Annotated in this window: 16 protein-coding genes; 5 read left to right on the forward strand and 11 right to left on the reverse strand. The window is 51.4% G+C overall.

Annotated elements, in window-relative coordinates; translation table 11 throughout:
* A partial coding sequence (gene ltrA, locus F1379_RS15075) for a group II intron reverse transcriptase/maturase (protein ID WP_150271140.1) occupies positions 1-912 on the forward strand: 912 nt, incomplete at its 5' end.
* A 112-nt stretch (positions 913-1,024) separates the two neighbouring features.
* Here the strand turns inward: ltrA and F1379_RS15080 are convergent.
* Positions 1,025-2,011 carry a sensor histidine kinase gene (locus F1379_RS15080; protein WP_150271143.1) on the reverse strand — a complete coding sequence of 329 codons (987 nt, stop codon included), beginning with the start codon at positions 2,009-2,011 and terminating at the stop codon, positions 1,025-1,027.
* Positions 2,008-2,709 (reverse strand): response regulator transcription factor, encoded by a 702-nt coding sequence (locus F1379_RS15085; RefSeq protein ID WP_150271144.1) that lies wholly within the window; start codon positions 2,707-2,709, stop codon positions 2,008-2,010. The genes F1379_RS15080 and F1379_RS15085 overlap by 4 nt, the downstream gene beginning before the upstream one ends.
* Positions 2,710-2,931: 222 nt before the next feature.
* Between F1379_RS15085 and F1379_RS15090 the strand changes: the two genes are divergently transcribed.
* Together F1379_RS15090 and map are read left to right on the forward strand one after the other, a co-directional pair.
* Positions 2,932-3,516 carry a TetR/AcrR family transcriptional regulator gene (locus F1379_RS15090; protein WP_150271146.1) on the forward strand — a complete coding sequence of 195 codons (585 nt, stop codon included), beginning with the start codon at positions 2,932-2,934 and terminating at the stop codon, positions 3,514-3,516.
* A gap of 7 nt (positions 3,517-3,523) precedes the next feature.
* A complete protein-coding gene (gene map, locus F1379_RS15095; RefSeq protein ID WP_150271148.1) occupies positions 3,524-4,270 on the forward strand; it encodes a type I methionyl aminopeptidase in 747 nt (248 codons plus the stop codon).
* Between the two features lie 100 nt (positions 4,271-4,370).
* On the opposite strand, the gene F1379_RS15100 is transcribed toward map, so the two are convergent.
* Positions 4,371-5,600, reverse strand: a complete 1,230-nt coding sequence (locus F1379_RS15100) for an MFS transporter (protein ID WP_150271150.1) — start codon at positions 5,598-5,600, stop codon at positions 4,371-4,373.
* A gap of 174 nt (positions 5,601-5,774) precedes the next feature.
* Here F1379_RS15100 and F1379_RS15105 point away from each other — a divergent pair, with 174 nt between their 5' ends.
* Positions 5,775-6,224, forward strand: coding sequence for a MarR family winged helix-turn-helix transcriptional regulator (locus tag F1379_RS15105; RefSeq protein ID WP_239004683.1), 450 nt, complete (start codon positions 5,775-5,777; stop codon positions 6,222-6,224).
* Between the two features lie 106 nt (positions 6,225-6,330).
* Here the strand turns inward: F1379_RS15105 and F1379_RS15110 are convergent, their stop codons facing one another.
* The 7 genes from F1379_RS15110 to sbnA all read right to left on the reverse strand — a co-directional run bounded on the left by F1379_RS15110 (position 6,331) and on the right by sbnA (position 13,627).
* Positions 6,331-7,086 carry an ABC transporter permease gene (locus F1379_RS15110; RefSeq protein ID WP_150271152.1) on the reverse strand — a complete coding sequence of 252 codons (756 nt, stop codon included), beginning with the start codon at positions 7,084-7,086 and terminating at the stop codon, positions 6,331-6,333.
* Positions 7,083-7,832, reverse strand: coding sequence for an ABC transporter permease (locus tag F1379_RS15115; RefSeq protein WP_150271154.1), 750 nt, complete (start codon positions 7,830-7,832; stop codon positions 7,083-7,085). The genes F1379_RS15110 and F1379_RS15115 overlap by 4 nt, the downstream gene beginning before the upstream one ends.
* The gene (locus F1379_RS15120; protein WP_239004684.1) at positions 7,829-8,551 is read right to left on the reverse strand and encodes an ABC transporter ATP-binding protein; all 723 of its coding nucleotides are present in this window, start codon (positions 8,549-8,551) and stop codon (positions 7,829-7,831) included. Before F1379_RS15120 ends, F1379_RS15115 begins: the two co-directional genes overlap by 4 nt.
* 83 nt (positions 8,552-8,634) lie before the next feature.
* Entirely contained in the window at positions 8,635-9,645 is a 1,011-nt protein-coding gene (locus F1379_RS15125; RefSeq protein ID WP_150271158.1) for a sensor histidine kinase, read from the reverse strand.
* Positions 9,642-10,319, reverse strand: coding sequence for a response regulator transcription factor (locus F1379_RS15130; protein WP_150271160.1), 678 nt, complete (start codon positions 10,317-10,319; stop codon positions 9,642-9,644). Before F1379_RS15130 ends, F1379_RS15125 begins: the two co-directional genes overlap by 4 nt.
* Before the next feature lie 103 nt (positions 10,320-10,422).
* Positions 10,423-11,388: a 2,3-diaminopropionate biosynthesis protein SbnB gene (locus F1379_RS15135; protein ID WP_150271163.1), complete on the reverse strand. Its 966-nt coding sequence runs from the start codon at positions 11,386-11,388 to the stop codon at positions 10,423-10,425.
* Between the two features lie 22 nt (positions 11,389-11,410).
* Positions 11,411-13,627, reverse strand: coding sequence for a 2,3-diaminopropionate biosynthesis protein SbnA (gene sbnA / locus F1379_RS30625; protein WP_338046337.1), 2,217 nt, complete (start codon positions 13,625-13,627; stop codon positions 11,411-11,413).
* 146 nt (positions 13,628-13,773) lie between these two features.
* Between sbnA and F1379_RS15150 the strand changes: the two genes are divergently transcribed.
* Positions 13,774-14,610 carry a YheC/YheD family protein gene (locus tag F1379_RS15150; RefSeq protein WP_150271165.1) on the forward strand — a complete coding sequence of 279 codons (837 nt, stop codon included), beginning with the start codon at positions 13,774-13,776 and terminating at the stop codon, positions 14,608-14,610.
* Between the two features lie 201 nt (positions 14,611-14,811).
* Here F1379_RS15150 and F1379_RS15155 read toward each other — a convergent pair whose 3' ends face one another.
* The gene (locus F1379_RS15155; protein ID WP_150271167.1) at positions 14,812-15,438 is read right to left on the reverse strand and encodes a hypothetical protein; all 627 of its coding nucleotides are present in this window, start codon (positions 15,436-15,438) and stop codon (positions 14,812-14,814) included.
* Between the last annotated feature and the right edge of the window lie 41 nt (positions 15,439-15,479).

The raw sequence follows: 15,479 nt of genomic DNA on the forward strand, positions 1-15,479 counted from the left end.
ATTGAACCCATCTTTGAAGCAGACTTCGAAGAAGTATCCTTCGGATTTCGTCCGAAACGGAGTGCCAAAGGAGCACTGGATCGAATCCGGAAAGCTTGCAACCGCAAAGGAAATTGGGTAGTCGACGTCGATATTCAAGGTTACTTCGACAACATTAATCAAGAGAAACTCATGAAACTGGTACAGATGCGTATCAATGACAGACGGATCTTGAAGTTAATACGGAAGTGGCTTCAAGCGGGAGTCATGGAAGAAGGAAACGTAAGACGGTCCGATTTAGGGACACCACAAGGTGGCGTCATCTCACCGCTCTTGTCGAACATCTATTTGAACTACTTTGACCGGCTATGGGAGAAACACGGAAGTGGGCTGGGAGAATTGACAAGGTATGCAGACGACCTTGTGGTGGTCTGTAAAACCAAAAAGGACGCCGAACATGCCTATGAACTCATAAGCAGGATTATGGAACGTCTAGAGTTAACCTTACACCCGACCAAAACTCGCATTGTAGGCCTGTGGACAGGAGACGAAGGGTTCGACTTCTTAGGGATGCATCACCGAAAAACGAAAGCAGAAACTTCTCAAGGGAAGGTGTACTATACCACGCAACAGTGGCTAACAAAGAAGGCTGAAGAACGCATCCGAAGTGTGGTCAAAGAAAGATTAGCACCGCCAAGTGTGCGTTCAAAATCGTTTGCGGAACAGGTGGAATGGCTCAATCCAAAGATTCAAGGATGGAGAAATTATTACTACACGAACTATAGCCAAAAGAGATTAGCGAAGCTGGATTGGTATATTCTGCAACGGTTCACCCGGTGGTATGCAAAGAAGAGACAACGCAGGAGATGGATGAGTTCACGATCTGAAGTCAAGTATATAGCCAGCATGTATGGACTAAAAACGCTATTGTGATCTGCATGCCCATGAATGACAAACATCGGAAAGCCGTATGAGGGAAAACCTCACGTACGGTTTGATGAGGAGGGGCTGGGTTATGCCAGCCCTTTACTCTAGTATGCTAAAGCTATGTGCGATGCTGAAACAACAGAGTTACAATCGTGCCGGCTCCCGGCTTCGATTGCAGCGTCACCTCGTGTCCAAGCCGGCCGCATACCTCTTTAACCAAATATAAGCCCATTCCGGTAGATTCGGAATATTCTCTCCCGCGTTCCCCTGTATAGTAAGGATGAAATACGCGGTTCAGGTCCTCTTTTACAATCCCGATCCCTTGATCCTGTACAGTCAGTTTACATGAGTTGCCCAGTTCTTCCGCTGAAATCGTAATCGCTTTGCCTGTCCCGACGGTGTAGTTCAGGGCATTCACCACAATTTGATCGAGCATAAAGCGCAGCCATTTCGCATCGGTATACACCTTGAGGCCCTCGCTAATCTGGAGTACTGGAGTAATTCCCTTGCCGATAAACAGCTTGCGGTTGCCGGCCACGACCTTGCTGACGATCAGACGAAGCTCTACGGCTTCGACCGCGAAATCCTGCTCGAACCGGTCGAGCCTAGCTGTGTATAAGACCATTTCCAGCCCTTTGCACAACCGGTTCAGTTCCTCCTGGATGCTCTCGGCCGCCGGCTCCTCCAGCTCCTGCAGCAGCAGTTGAATCACGGAGATCGGTGTTTTCATCTGATGCACCCAACGGTTCATGAATACGAGCTGCTGCTCGTTTCCGCTTTGCAGCTGCAGTATTTGCTCCTTGAAATGCCGGTCATAGCTGCACAGCAGCTTATGGACCGCATCGGACAGCGGCGCCTCATCCATAGGCTGGATCAGCTCTTCCTGCACAGTAAGTGGCGATTCGAGACGTCTGTACAGCTCCCGGTGTTGGCAGTAGCGGTAAATCAAATATAAGGCAAGCACAACCGTGCTTAACAGGAAGCCGTATAGCACAATCGCCAAAGGCCGTCCCTCTCCGGCAAGCCAATACAGCAAAGGAACCAATGCAGCCTGAACCGAATAAAACAGCAGAAGAGGCACATGCTCCTTCCAGAACAGCTTCATTGCAGGTCCTCCTGCCTTACCGCCAGCTTGTAGCCCACTCCCCGTACCGTTTCTACACGATCGCCGGAGCCAAGCTCCTTCAGCTTTTTGCGCAGCCTCGTAATGTACACATTCAAGGTGTTGTCATCAATAAAATGATGATTCTCCCACATCAGATCCAGCAGCTTCTCCCTGCTCACTGCCCTTCCCTGCTTCAGCATAAGCGCCTCCAGCAGCTGATTTTCTTTCACAGTCAGCTCGGCTTCATGACCTGCGAAGCTTACAATGTAACGCTCGGGATACAGGATGAGCCCGCCGGATTCCAGCCGCTTCTCCTCCTGGTTTGAAGCGTACGCACCATAAGCTCTGCGCAGATGGCTGCGTATTTTAGCCATAACGACCTCATAATGGAAGGGCTTGGTGATATAATCATCCGCACCGTTCTCCAGCGCCATCACCTGATCCATCTCACTGTCCCGGGCAGATATGAACAAGATGGGGCAATGCGAATGCATTCGGATTTGCCGGCACCAGTAGAAGCCGTCATACTTGGGCAGATTGATATCGAGCAGCACCAGGTCCGCCCCTGCTTCCTGAAACTCCTCCACCACCTGACTGAAATCGGCCGCCTCCCTCGCCTCGAATCCGTATCTGGACATGTACGAGTGCAGCAGATTGGAGATTTTGGCATCATCCTCGACGATGTATATTTTGTACATAAGTTAAGCTCCTGTTCCGGCCTGAAATCGAAAACTATCATGCTACTTCAGAGCTGCTGTAAACTCATATATAATACCACGCCTGTGGATAAATCAAGTGATTATATTCACAACAAGTGCTGGCTGAGCCTTATATTAGTGATCCTTGCATTTCTCTGCCCGCTGAGTTACTATTTTTAGGTTGACAAATTTGCAGGTCTAAACAAGGAGGTCTACATAACCATGTGCCCCCGTACCAAAGAACAAAATGAGCTTATACGCGTGCAGCGCAGAGAACAGATCCTTGACGTCGCCGCCCGCTCCTACTTCCGCACAGGCGGCAGCTTTGATGTACGCGACGTTGCCCGTGAAGCAGGGCTTGGGTACGGCACAGTATATCATTACTATCCTAACCGGCATTTATTGATAGAGGATGTACTGGGCAGCGGCTTCGAGCGATGTGAACAGGCTGTCGCTGATTTGGCGAACACAAGCGGCAGTCCCCCCGATGCCAGTCACCTGCTCAGGTGCTGCCAAGCGCTGCTCCGGCTGTGGCAGTCAGACGCCCGCGCATTTCTTGTCTTCAAGATGGCGGCAGAGCATTATGCAGGCTTGCCGGAGATAGCGCGGCACACCGCCAAGAGACGATTTATGGAAGGGATATACGTTCCGCTGCAATCGATTGCCCAGTGTGAGGACGACAGCGTCGATCATATGCTTGCGGTGCTGGTTGGCTGCAGCGGGCTGTACTACTATGCAGGCAATTCGGGGCTGGACGTCGATCGAATCGCCCGACTCGCAATTCACGCAATTACAAAGGAGTCCTGATACCAACATGGTCATCTTAAAAAGCAAGCATGAAATTGAAGCGATCCGCAAGGCGGGCCAAGTGGTGGCTGAATGCCATCGTACCATTGCCCCGCTTATCAAACCGGGAATAACCACGAGCGACATTGATCGCATCTTCGAGGAGATTATGTTAAAACATGGTGCCAAGCCATACCAGAAGGGTTACAATGGCTATCCCTATGCGACCTGTGCTTCCGTCAACGACGTGATCGCGCATGGCTTCCCTGGCAATAAGCCGCTTGAGGAAGGCGATATCGTAACCATCGACACGGTCGCCGAGCTTGGCGGCTGGCTCGGCGATTCGGCCTGGAGCTATGCGGTCGGGCAGATCTCGCCGGCGGCCGAGAGGCTGATGCGCGTCACGAAGGAATGTCTTGATCTGGGCATTGAGCTGGCGCAGCCCGGCAACCGTCTCGGTGATGTGACGAATGCGATTCAGCGGCATGCGGAATCGCACGGCTTCGGCGTCGTGCGCGACCTTCTCGCCCATGGCATCGGCCGCGACCTGCACGAGGAGCCGACTTACGCGCATGTCGGCAAGCCCGGCAAGGGCCCCCGCATTAAGGAAGGTATGGTGTTCACCATTGAGCCCATGATCACCGAAGGCACCTACTACATGACCATTGATCCGGACGGCTGGACGGCGCGGACGCAGGACCGTAAGCTGGCCGCCCAATACGAGCACACCATTGCCATTACGGCTGAAGGTCCGCAGATCCTTACCGCGCAATAATAAACCGCAGAAGTCGGCCATGTGATGGTCGGCTTCTGCGGCTGTTACCGGGCGGTGGATACGAGATACATTTACGATACAGACATATATGTTCCTTCTCCTATGATTTCTTCCTGTTATACGCTATATAGACGATACAGAAGAGTACGATGATGAAGAACGAATACCGATACATTTCCGCATAGCTGCTCGCTTCAGCAAGACGGCCCAGAATCAGCGCGCCTCCGCCGATGCCAAGGTCAAATGCCGAATAAAATGTAGCATTCGCCGGTCCGCGCAATTCCGGTTCCACACGGTTTAGGATCCATGCTTGCAGCGATGGCTGTACTGCGCCGAACCCCAAACCAAACAGCACTGCCGAAATGGCCAGCATGGCCATGCTATGGGCATAAGACAACACGAGCAGCGAAGCGGCCAGCAATATGCTGCCGGGAATAATGACCCAGGCGTGGCCTTTGCGGTCGAACAGCCGTCCGGAGATGAACCGCACGATAAGCAGGCAAACGGCATTCAGCGTAAAGAATAAACCAACGTTGCCTATCCGGGCTTCTTCACCGAACAGCGTAATGAAGCTGACGATTCCGCCGTATACGATCCCGATCAGCAAGCCGAGCAACGAAGGAAACAGCGCCTTTGGCTCGAACAGCTGTGAACGGAACGAAGGCTTCGCTTCTGCCTGATCTGTGCTGCCGGAACGGGAACCGGGTGATTTACGCTGTTTCTGAACGCCCCATACGCATAGCAGCGACAGGGCCGTGCTGCCGGCAGCAACCCAAATGACGCCGTGCATCTGCCATTGTCCGTCCAGCAGAGCAAGTCCGATTGCCGGGGCCAGCGCCATGGCGAGCGTGCTGGCAAGGCCGAAAAAGCCGATCCCCTCTCCCCGCCGGTTAGCCGGAATCATATCTGTGGCGATTGTGCTCGATGTGACAGTGACGATTCCCCAGCCAACGCCGTGAATGCAGCGTGCCAGTAGAAGCAGTGCAACGGAAACTGTCCAATTATAGGAAGCGATAATGACAAAACAAAGGACGAGACCTGCAACCAGCCAACCTTTCTTACTCCGGTTCATAAGTGCGCCGACCAACGGCCGGGTGAATAAGGAGAATACGGTAAATATGCTGATGATCAAGCCGACCGCCGTATTGTTTCCGCCCAGGTCCAGCATGTAAACCGGCAGCGTAGGAAGCAGTATCTGAAATCCGAAGAACAAAAAGAAGCTGGCAGCAGTAATCAGTATAAAGTCCAGTGTCCATAATTTTGGGGACTGCTGTTGCTGTGCAAGTTCTTCCAGTCTTGGATTTGCCTTAACGAATATATTCTTGTTCATGGGGAAGCCTCCAGCGTGTTCATAATAGTGAGTAACCTCACTTTATTGGTGTATAGTGAGTTTACTCACTAACTATCTGAAAGTCAATGCTTTTTCATAGGCGGCAATTTGAAAAAGGAGCGATTTGCGCTAAAATAAGCGTAGACTTATTGCGAAAAGAGGCTATATAAGCATATGAACATGTCGCCGCACGATTACCCGGATGAAGAGGCTGCCGATACTTTTTATTTACTCATCACCACCTCCCGTATTCTGAAATTCGAATTCGATAAACGTCTGGCTTCGTTAGATCTGCCAATCCCGCTCTCCGGAGCCCGTCTGCGCTTGTTGATGGAGGTCTGGAAAGCGGAGCATATACGAATGAATGAGCTTGCTGCTGTCATGGACCTAAAACCACGTACCATCACTGATTTCGTGAACGCCCTGGAGGAAAAGGGACTTATTCTGCGTACCGTCGATCCGGCAGACCGTCGTGCAACGATTCTATCGCTGACGGATCATGCCAAGCCTCATATTCGGACGATCCGCTCGATCAGTGCGGAAATCTCCGAGAAGCTCATGGAGAAGCTGACCGTGGAGCAGCGGCGGCAATTAAGAGATATGCTGCACGTCTTAGTGGAATAACAGTGCTTCCCCATCAAAAAAACCTGCCCAATTTATGTGCAGGTTTTTTTGATATGCTGCGACTCTTTGACCTAAGGTCCTGGTTGGCATCTGTATGTAGGGGCAATCAGGCATCCCGCTTACGGTACAATACAATCGCTGCTGTAATGCAGAGCAGCGTCCATAACATTACAATGCCTGTCCCCTGCATGGGGGTAAGGACATCACTTTTATCCGCGGAAGACAGCATGTACATATAGGAGCCAGCTTTATCCGGAAAGTATCCGGGCAGAGCATCTCCCGACACAGGACTGATAACGAAATAATAACCTAGCAATATCACCAACGCAGGAGTGGTTCGTCTTAGCAAGCTACCTATAGCTGCACTGAGAAGTGCGGTTAACGTCAGGTAGCCTGTTGCGCCTGCTAATGCTTTTAACATAGTGTCTATTTCAATGCCTGCTCCTGCTGCTGTATCTCTCATCATAAACAAGGTATACAGCACTCCGGATGCTGCAATTATTAACGCGGCAGTAACGGTTATCGTGGCCAGTGCGGCCAGCTTCGCGGATAATTGAAGCCCCCGCCAAGGCATCACCGTTAAAGTTGACCGGATTTGTCCGCCTGTATACTCTGAACAAGCAGCTAAGATGCCAAGAAGAATGAACCCTGCCTGAAGATATCCCATGGTAGCAAGTCCTATATCCAGTATGCTTTGCGAGCCTGCTGCTCCTTGTTGACCAATTGAAGTAAACGCTGCGGCTAAAGCTAAATTAAGAATGAACGTCCCTGAAATAGTGAGCCATATCGACGGTAATGTAACCAGTTTATTCAGTTCAGCGCCAAGGATATTTGTGATCTTTCTACCGGGTGTGATCCTCATGCTGCGACGTCCCTCCTATGGAATACCATTGCTGCAATAATCAAAAGTACGGCTACCCAGGAAAACATGATCAAACCGCCTGTGAACGGAGTGTGTATTCTGTCGCTCATGATCATAAACATATCAGTGCCAGCCCGGTCCGGTAAATAAAACGCCAATGTAGTAACCTTAGAAAGCAAGAAACTAAAGGATACAACGGATGAATTCATAATGAGCACAGTAAGCGGGATCACGCCATTCTTAGTTAGAACAGTAATCCCAAATGCCAGGAGAGCCGTAAATATCCAGTAGCAAACTGCACCAGTAAGTTTGGACCATGCAAATGCCGGGGCATATTCCCCAAGAATTAGCTGCGTTGTTGACACCGTTGTTAGAATAGCAACCATACACAGCAGCAGGCTGATTACTGTCACCGCGCCTGCTTTGGCCAGCAGTAGCTGAAGCCGGGATGAAACAGCAGTTAAACTGGTTGTTATCTGTTGTCCTCCGCCGGATTCACTGCTCTCGGTCACATACTCACTGCTGACAGCAAGCACCCCAAGAATGATGACACCCTGCACGCCAACAGCTAATCCAATATAGCCAACTTCGGATAGCCGTGTGCTAATTCCAGCTATAATATCCTCCTTCTGTGCTGTACTGTCCAAGGCAGCAATGAATGCCGGGGCAACGGCTCCAATCAGAACGGCCAGCCAAATGCCCGGCAGAGACAACAATTTAGACAGTTCGGCTTGGAATGCCCTCATACCATTTCCCCCGCTCGTTCAGAGGTCAGGGCAAAAAAGGCTTTCTCCAGTGTGGAATGGTTACCTATGACTTCCGCCAATGTTCCATTCGCCACCACTTTGCCGTGATGAATAATCACCACATCATCCACAGTCTCAGAAAGTTCTCCCATGAGATGACTGGATAGCAGCACCGTGTTACCCGACGCAGCACGTTCTCGCAGCAATGTCCGAATCCAGCGGATTCCCTCTGGATCGAGCCCGTTAACGGGTTCATCCAGTATCAAAATTTCGGGATCGCCAAGCAGAGCTGCGGCCATTCCAAGTCTTCTGCCCATGCCAAGGGAATAACTCCCGACTCTTCGGCCTGCCGCATTCGTCAGACCTGTGATGTCCAGCACTTCCTCGACACGCGAGCGGGACAGGCCTGCGGCACGGGCCAGCCAGCGCAAATGTGCGCGTCCTGTCCGCATCCGGTGTGCTCCAGATCCGTCAAGGGCGGCTCCGACCGTAGTTAGAGGGTTAAGCAATTCTGCGAATGGCTTTCCGTCAATTAGCGCACTTCCTGAGGTGGCGCGGTCTAATCCAAGCAGGATGCGGAGTGTGGAGCTTTTGCCGGCCCCATTTGGACCTAAGAAGCCGGTTACCCTGCCGGGTCTGGCTGTAAAACTGATCCCTGATAAAATTTCTTGAGCTCCTCGGCGTTTGACCAAGTTATTGATGGTAAGCAACCATAACACTTCCTTTCTGTTATGGTTCTAAGTATAAAGAGTCAAGGTTACATCACCGGTATCCGCCCGTTTAATTCTGGGTTAACTTTAGGTTAAGCCCGGCCTATGGCTACGCTTGTGCCTTTTGCAGTGGATGTAAAATCAGCTTTCAGCTTCATTCTGTCCAGCATAAAAGCTGCAGCCGACAAGCCAATTCCCGCCCCGCGCTCACCAGAAGCGCTATCCATACCCGGACCTCTGTCTGCAACAATAATCAGTTCTTTAGCCACATCAACGGTAATGCTTGCATATTTCCCCTCCGCCGCATGGCGCAGAATATTCTGGAATACATTATCCAGCACCCGCGTTAGCCATTTCGAATCCGCTTCCCAATAAAAAGTCTGCTCTGCCGGTAAATCAGCCTCGATCTGAATTCCTTGTGCTTCCAATACAGGATACCAGGCCGCGACAGAGGCTCTTACTAAACGCACAATGTCGGTTGAAGCGGGCTCATAAGGATATTTCCCTGATGTAAGCAGGGTATAGGACAGTAAATCATCCATCAGCTCTCCGACTCTTGTAATCGTATGGTCCATCTCTGCTAAGGAGTCTTGTCCTTCTATACTCAAGGATTCTTTATTTAATCGGGTGGCATGTCCTCTGAGAATGGTAAGCGGCGTGCGTAGGTCGTGAGACAAATTGGCAATGAGCCGGTGCCGTAATAATTCCTCCTCCATCTCCCGTTTACGGCTGTCCTCCAGCTGCTGAATCATCCTATTGAAGGAGCTTCCCAGCTGGTCTATTTCATCCATACGATCACTTTGAACACTAACGGGTTCAGGGAAGGAGTGACCATTAGCCGGCGATGACATGACCTCCTGTAAGCCGGTGAGACGTTTGCGGAGCCTGAAGAAGAACAGCCAGGATATCACCACAAAGGCAACCAGAATAAAACTAAACACAAGCAGTGTAATATATAGCAGATTTAAGGTATCTAGATTTCCTCCTTGTGAATCCTCAAGCCCAAAGAAGGTAGAGAAGAAAATAAGCACGATTGGAGGCAAAAAGATAAATAAAAAATGCACTTTTAGAAAACGGCGGAATAAGGATCGGGTCTGTTTCATAGCTTCACCCGGTAACCGATCCCCTTTAACGTCTCAATAATCTCCGGGGCATCCGGATTGCGTTCCAGCTTTTGGCGGAGTCTGCGGATATGTACCATTAATGTTTTATCGCCTGTGATATAAGCTTCTCCCCAAACGGCTTCATAAATTTGTTCTTTCGGCAAGACCTGGTTGGGGTGACGCAGGAAGTACATTAGAATCTGATGCTGCTTCCCTGTCAGAATAATTTCTGCTCCTGTGTCTTTGTCATACACCATCTGGAGCTCCGTATCTACTTCAATATGGTTTCCTAATGCGATGCGTGTGGAAGATGTTCCACCGCTTCGCCGGATTAGTACTTCTAATCTAGCCACTAATTCATCCGTATGGAAGGGCTTCGTTACATAGTCGTCGGCAAATTGTAAGCCCTCTACTTTATCATCTATTGCTGTCCGGGCGGAAAGCAGCAGGATAGGTACGGCAGGAGCCGCTTTCTTCAAGCGTCTTCCCACCGTAAATCCGTCTAAACCGGGTAACATGATATCCAGAATAACGACTTCATGCTGATGGATCTCATTCTCGGCTCCTTCACCTGAAAGCAGCCACTGAACGGAGAATCCCCGCTGCTGCAATTCATCTTTGACCCAGCTGCCTATCTTCTCATTATCTTCAATGTATAAGACGCTTCTCTTCAAGTAACAACCCTCTCTCCACATGGAGTCCACTATTAGTCAGATTAACACAATCTGAAAAAGGGTTTCCAGTTATTATTCAAGAGTTATTAGATAAACAAACTCCTTATGCAAGCTCTGTCCCGATCCCTGCTTCCCTGGCCTTCTTCACGTAGTAAACCGCTGTAGCTATATCGAAGACAGCCATGCCCATCGGGCAGAAGAAGACCGGTTCATCTTCCGCGAATGCAGTGAGGCCGCTGCGGCAGACCACGTCTGTAATAGCCTGTGTACCGTTACGGTCCAGCCCCTGCTCCAGATGAAGCTGCTCGATATCCGTATTCTCGCGGCATACCTCCTCCCAATCGTCGACAACAATAGCCTTCACCGCAGCAAGCGCCTCCGGCTTGAAGTCGCGCAGCGACACATTCAGCAGCAGGCTTCCGCTTGCCGGGGGAATATCAATATACCGGTGATTGGATACCGTACAGGTGATGAAGATATCGGAATGCCGGTACACCTCTCCCCAAGTCTCGGCCACTTCGATCCGCTCCCTCTCCGGTGACGGATAATCTGACAGGTCCGCTCCCTTGAGATCGAATATGGTGATCCGCTCGATCCGGTCTCCATACAATGCCATCGCCATCCGGCAGTGATACTGCCCCACCGGGCCCCAGCCGATAATGCCCAGCCGGATTCGCTCGCGTGCCCGTGCCTGCAGAAAGTGGCGGATCATCAGTCCGCTGACGGAGGCCGTTCTGACGATGCTGGGAACCGGCGAGTTCAGAACGGCGGCTGGCTGCCCCGTACCCGGATCATTCAAGACGATGATGCTGTGCGCCCGCGGAAGACCTGCCTTGAGATTATCCGGGAAGCTCGAAATCCACTTGATCCCTGCGGCATTCACCTCTCCTCCTAAATAAGCCGGCATGGCAATGATCCGGTTCTGGAGATTCTTGTACCGCAGATAAGGCTTTACCGGCTGTGCGTAATCACCGGAATCCAGGAGCCTCACCGCAGCCTCGGCGGTATCCACAAAGGCAGGCCAATCCAGGCCGACAGCCCGCAGATCCCGGTCACTTAAGTACAGCAATTGCGCTTCCTCCCTGCTCCGTTCAGATATAGAATTCATCATCAGCCGTCTGCGGCTTCCGTCCGAACTGTGCCTCTACCCACGAGTCCGAATATACCGTATCAAGATAACGTTCTCCCCTGTCATGAATAATAGCTACGCAGACGGCTTCGGGAGAAAGGCTCTGCTTCAAGCGGCCCACGGCGGCTAGGACACCACCTGAGGATGCACCTGCAAGCACGGATTCGTGCCGCGCAAGCGCCCGGCAGCCCTTCACGATATCCACGTCCGATACATGCACAATGTGGTCGATCAGATCGCTCCGGCAAAAAGGCGGGACCATTCCTGCCCCGAGTCCGGGAAAACGCCGCTTCTCCTGATTTCCGCCAAAGATGGCACTGCCCTCCGCATCAACGGCCACAATCCGGGTGTTCAGCCCATGATCTCTCACGTATTCCGCAAGACCCCGAATGGTGCCGCAGGTGCTGACGCTGCAGAATAAATAATCCACCCTGTCAAGCGCTGCCGTTATCTCTTTCATCGTGGTGTGGTAGTGGGCCAAGTAATTATTAGGGTTCGCATACTGATTCGGCCAGTAGCTGTCCGGTATTTCTGCCAGAAGCTGCTGAACGCGGCTCAGCCGGGCAGGCAGAAATTCGCCCGTCCCGGGGTCGGGCTCAGTGACCATGTCGATAGTTGCCCCCAGTGACCTGAGGATTTGCAGATTCATTTCCGTTGTCCTCGGGTCCACCACGCTGATGAACCGCATCCCGAGACGGCTGCAAATCATCGCCAGGCTGATCGCCATATTTCCCGAGCTGGATTCGATAATGACCGTTCCCGGTCCGATCAGGCCTTCCTTCCACGCTTCCCGGATCATCCGCAGGGCAGGCCGGTCCTTGGCGCTTCCCCCCGGGTTCATCAGCTCCATTTTCCCGTAGACCTGCAGCCCGCTGCTCTGAAACAGGTTACCGAGTCTGATTAAGGGTGTATTTCCAATCGCCGACAATATGCCGCCATCAAGGGGCAGTTCCGACCTGCTGTCCATCTTACCTTTCGGGTAATACAGCTTCTTGTTCTTCACCTGTCCGGTCTCAAGCAGCCCGTCCTTATCGGTCAGAATGACATCAATATCGTCAAGCAGATGATTGCGAATCATCAGGCCGATCTCCGGAATACACTCCCTGATCTCCTCTTTGATGGCAGGAACTGCAGAGGGAGCCGCTGATTTACTTTGAATATACACGGTCAGGGCATTATTCTTGACCTGGACCCGGATCATCGCATCCTCCAGATGGCGGTATATCACCTGCTCAATATCGTAGATGCTGATCTTCTCGCCATGCTTCAGCTCGCGCCCCACCCGTTTGACGATGGACGCAAAGCTCTGCCTCTCCACACCGCCGACCTTCATCCTTCTGAAGTCTCTTACGACATCATAGGTGACGAACCGGATGGCAGGCAGCTGCTTGCGGACGGTTGAAGTAAGCACCAGGATGCTCTCGCCGGTACCCAGCGGCCCCAGTCCCCCGCCTAACTCCTGCGTCCCGATTCCTTCGGCAACGATTCCCTCGGCCATAATATACCGGCCAAGCTCATGCGAATAATAAGCAATCGTCCCCAGTTCAATGGAGCCATACGTATCGGTAATATCCTGCGGAGCCAGTCCAAACAGGCGGGCCATATTCCGCTGCCACTCCTGCGCTGCAACTTCCCCGACCAGGATGATCTTGCGGATGCCGAAGGCACGCGGATCAGCAGCGGCATACACAATATGGTCCAGGATTGAAGGCATCGTGTACAGCAGATCGGGCCTATACGCCTGCAGCTGCTGGATATGCTGTTCAATCGGCAGCTCAAAGGGGATGGCCGCCCCTTCCAGTCCCAGCCGTTCAAATATTGTCAGGGCTGTATGTGCTGCATGTCCGGTACCCATATCCGCCATGGCTCTCGCACATCCGCTGCCTGCTATCAGCTCGCCGAACAGCTTTGTCTTAATCCCGATATAACGCTCATCGTCCTCCTTCGAGTACAGAATCGCTTTGCGGCGGCCTGTACTGGTCCCTGAGGTCCTGTACACCGCCAGCGTCGGGTCCGGCGGATGGGTATAATAATGGGTTTCCAGAAGCTCCGCTGTCATCAGCGGCAGGCTCTGCAGGCTGTAATTCATCGCTGTAACATCACCGACCAGTTCCTTGTACCACGGGAAGTTCCGGCCGGCTTCAAGCACCGTATCCCGCAAATTGTCCAGCAGCATCATGGCCGCCTCCTGTTGGCCGCCTCTGCAGCCTAGTTGATCACCACTTCGATTATCATATGTAAAAGTCTCCAGGGGGTTCTGCCCAGGCAAAATCCGTACCGCAACGTACTATAGCCTATAGAGTCCATTGAAACGGAGGATCGCCAATGAATGAGCCGATCAGGCGGGTGTCCAATAAACTGACGAAGACAAGGGTGTTACTGGGTTCCCCGGACCTCGGGAGGTATATCCCGGAAACGCGAAGAATGAGCCAGAGTGTGCTCCATGAGATGCTGGAGAAATATAACATGGTCTACATTAAGCCTTGCTGCGGATCATTGGGACAGGGTGTGATTCGGGTTGAACGGGCGTCCGGCAGCACAAACGGCAAGCGTGGCAGCACGCCTATTCATAGTGAATCCGGGAAGTATAGCTATCAGTCCGGCATGCAGGTCCATCCATTCGCAGACTTCGAAAAGGCTTATCAGGCAATCTTGAGAGAGACGCGGGGAAAACCTTATTTGGTGCAGAAGGGCATCCGGCTGTTGACTCACGGCGGACGGCCTTTTGATATCCGCGTGATGGTCCAGCGCAATCCTCAAGGGAAATGGGAGGCTACAGGAGTGGCAGGACGTGTGGCACATCCCCGTAAGGTTGTAACAAACGGGAGCCAGGGCGGGACGATTTATCCGGTTGAAGTATTATTGAAGCCCTATACAAGCCCTGATAAACGCAAAGCATTGATTGCCGCCATGAAGCGGATCGGCGTTAGCTCTGCCCTGCAGCTAAGCACCGCCTATCCCGGCCTGCAGGAGATCGGTGTGGACCTTGCCCTCGACCGGAGGCTGGCCCCATGGATTCTGGAGGTCAATACCGCCCCCGATCCTTGCCCGTTCACCAAGCTGCAGGACACCCGTATGCTTGAGCGCATCGTCAGATACGGCAAGGTTTACGGACGAACCTATAATTTGAAATGCATGAAGGCCAAGCGGGGAAGGGTGTGAGCGGCCGGGCTGCGCCTGCACCCGTCCAACGGGTGGTTTGTACTTGGGTTAACCCTTGTTGCCAAACTGCGCCTAAAAACACTAGCCTGACCACAAATCCGTTCAGGCTCAGTGTTATTTTCCATCTAAAACCATTCCTTTCGTTTGAGTTGAACATAAAAAAGCGAGCCGCAAGGACTCGCTTTTCTTGAATGATGGTTATTATTTACTGGCAAACACATTGTAGACTGTTTCCTGGTCATCCTGCACATAAACCACGTTGATTGTACTTACCTTCCAATCCTGAAAGGTTAAATAAACATATTCCCGACTGGAAATTGTGGCTATGGTGCCTGAAGCCTTGTGGTACAGTTCATCCTGGGGATCCGGGTATTTGCACTCGAATCTTTTGTTAAGATAGTCTCTTGATTCATTCTTGGTTAGTTTATTTATGCTATTGTCTTCGAAGGAATAACGGTATGCAGCAACCAAATCAGGTCCATCTCTAAAGTTAAAAATAAGCTGTTTCCCGTCCTGCGTTGCAAAAGAACTCTGTAATACATGGGGGTATCTTTCTGACGCGAATGATGCGGTGTCAAAAGATCTGACCACAGACTTATCCTCCATATCATAAACATATACTCCACCAGTGGTTTCAAACATTACCTGTGTTTTATCAGCATAAATAAGCTTGGGAGGCTCAGAGCCAATGATGAGATCTTCAATTTGTTCTAAATCAACCTCAGGGATAACGATCTCGTTTGGATTAGCGGCACTCTGAGAGGTTATAAGAATAATAACGACAGCAATAACAGAAATGCAGGAAAGAATGACTGTTTTTTTATTCATTTAACCTCCAAGTAAACCATGCTTGTCTACCCATGATAATG

Origin of the sequence: Paenibacillus tepidiphilus, from assembly GCF_008635795.1 — a bacterium.
GTDB lineage: Bacteria > Bacillota > Bacilli > Paenibacillales > Paenibacillaceae > Paenibacillus_AQ > Paenibacillus_AQ tepidiphilus.

Bases quoted from the DNA above. Each gene is read 5' to 3' on its own strand.
- F1379_RS15115 (WP_150271154.1), bottom strand. From the start codon at position 7,832: ATGAGGGCATTCCAAGCCGAACTGTCTAAATTGTTGTCTCTGCCGGGC.
- F1379_RS15100 (WP_150271150.1), bottom strand. From the start codon at position 5,600: ATGAACAAGAATATATTCGTTAAGGCAAATCCAAGACTGGAAGAACTT.
- F1379_RS15110 (WP_150271152.1), bottom strand. From the start codon at position 7,086: ATGAGGATCACACCCGGTAGAAAGATCACAAATATCCTTGGCGCTGAA.
- map (WP_150271148.1), top strand. From the start codon at position 3,524: ATGGTCATCTTAAAAAGCAAGCATGAAATTGAAGCGATCCGCAAGGCG.
- F1379_RS15150 (WP_150271165.1), top strand. From the start codon at position 13,774: ATGAATGAGCCGATCAGGCGGGTGTCCAATAAACTGACGAAGACAAGG.
- sbnA (WP_338046337.1), bottom strand. From the start codon at position 13,627: ATGATGCTGCTGGACAATTTGCGGGATACGGTGCTTGAAGCCGGCCGG.
- F1379_RS15085 (WP_150271144.1), bottom strand. From the start codon at position 2,709: ATGTACAAAATATACATCGTCGAGGATGATGCCAAAATCTCCAATCTG.
- F1379_RS15105 (WP_239004683.1), top strand. From the start codon at position 5,775: ATGAACATGTCGCCGCACGATTACCCGGATGAAGAGGCTGCCGATACT.
- F1379_RS15125 (WP_150271158.1), bottom strand. From the start codon at position 9,645: ATGAAACAGACCCGATCCTTATTCCGCCGTTTTCTAAAAGTGCATTTT.
- F1379_RS15155 (WP_150271167.1), bottom strand. From the start codon at position 15,438: ATGAATAAAAAAACAGTCATTCTTTCCTGCATTTCTGTTATTGCTGTC.
- F1379_RS15090 (WP_150271146.1), top strand. From the start codon at position 2,932: ATGTGCCCCCGTACCAAAGAACAAAATGAGCTTATACGCGTGCAGCGC.
- F1379_RS15080 (WP_150271143.1), bottom strand. From the start codon at position 2,011: ATGAAGCTGTTCTGGAAGGAGCATGTGCCTCTTCTGCTGTTTTATTCG.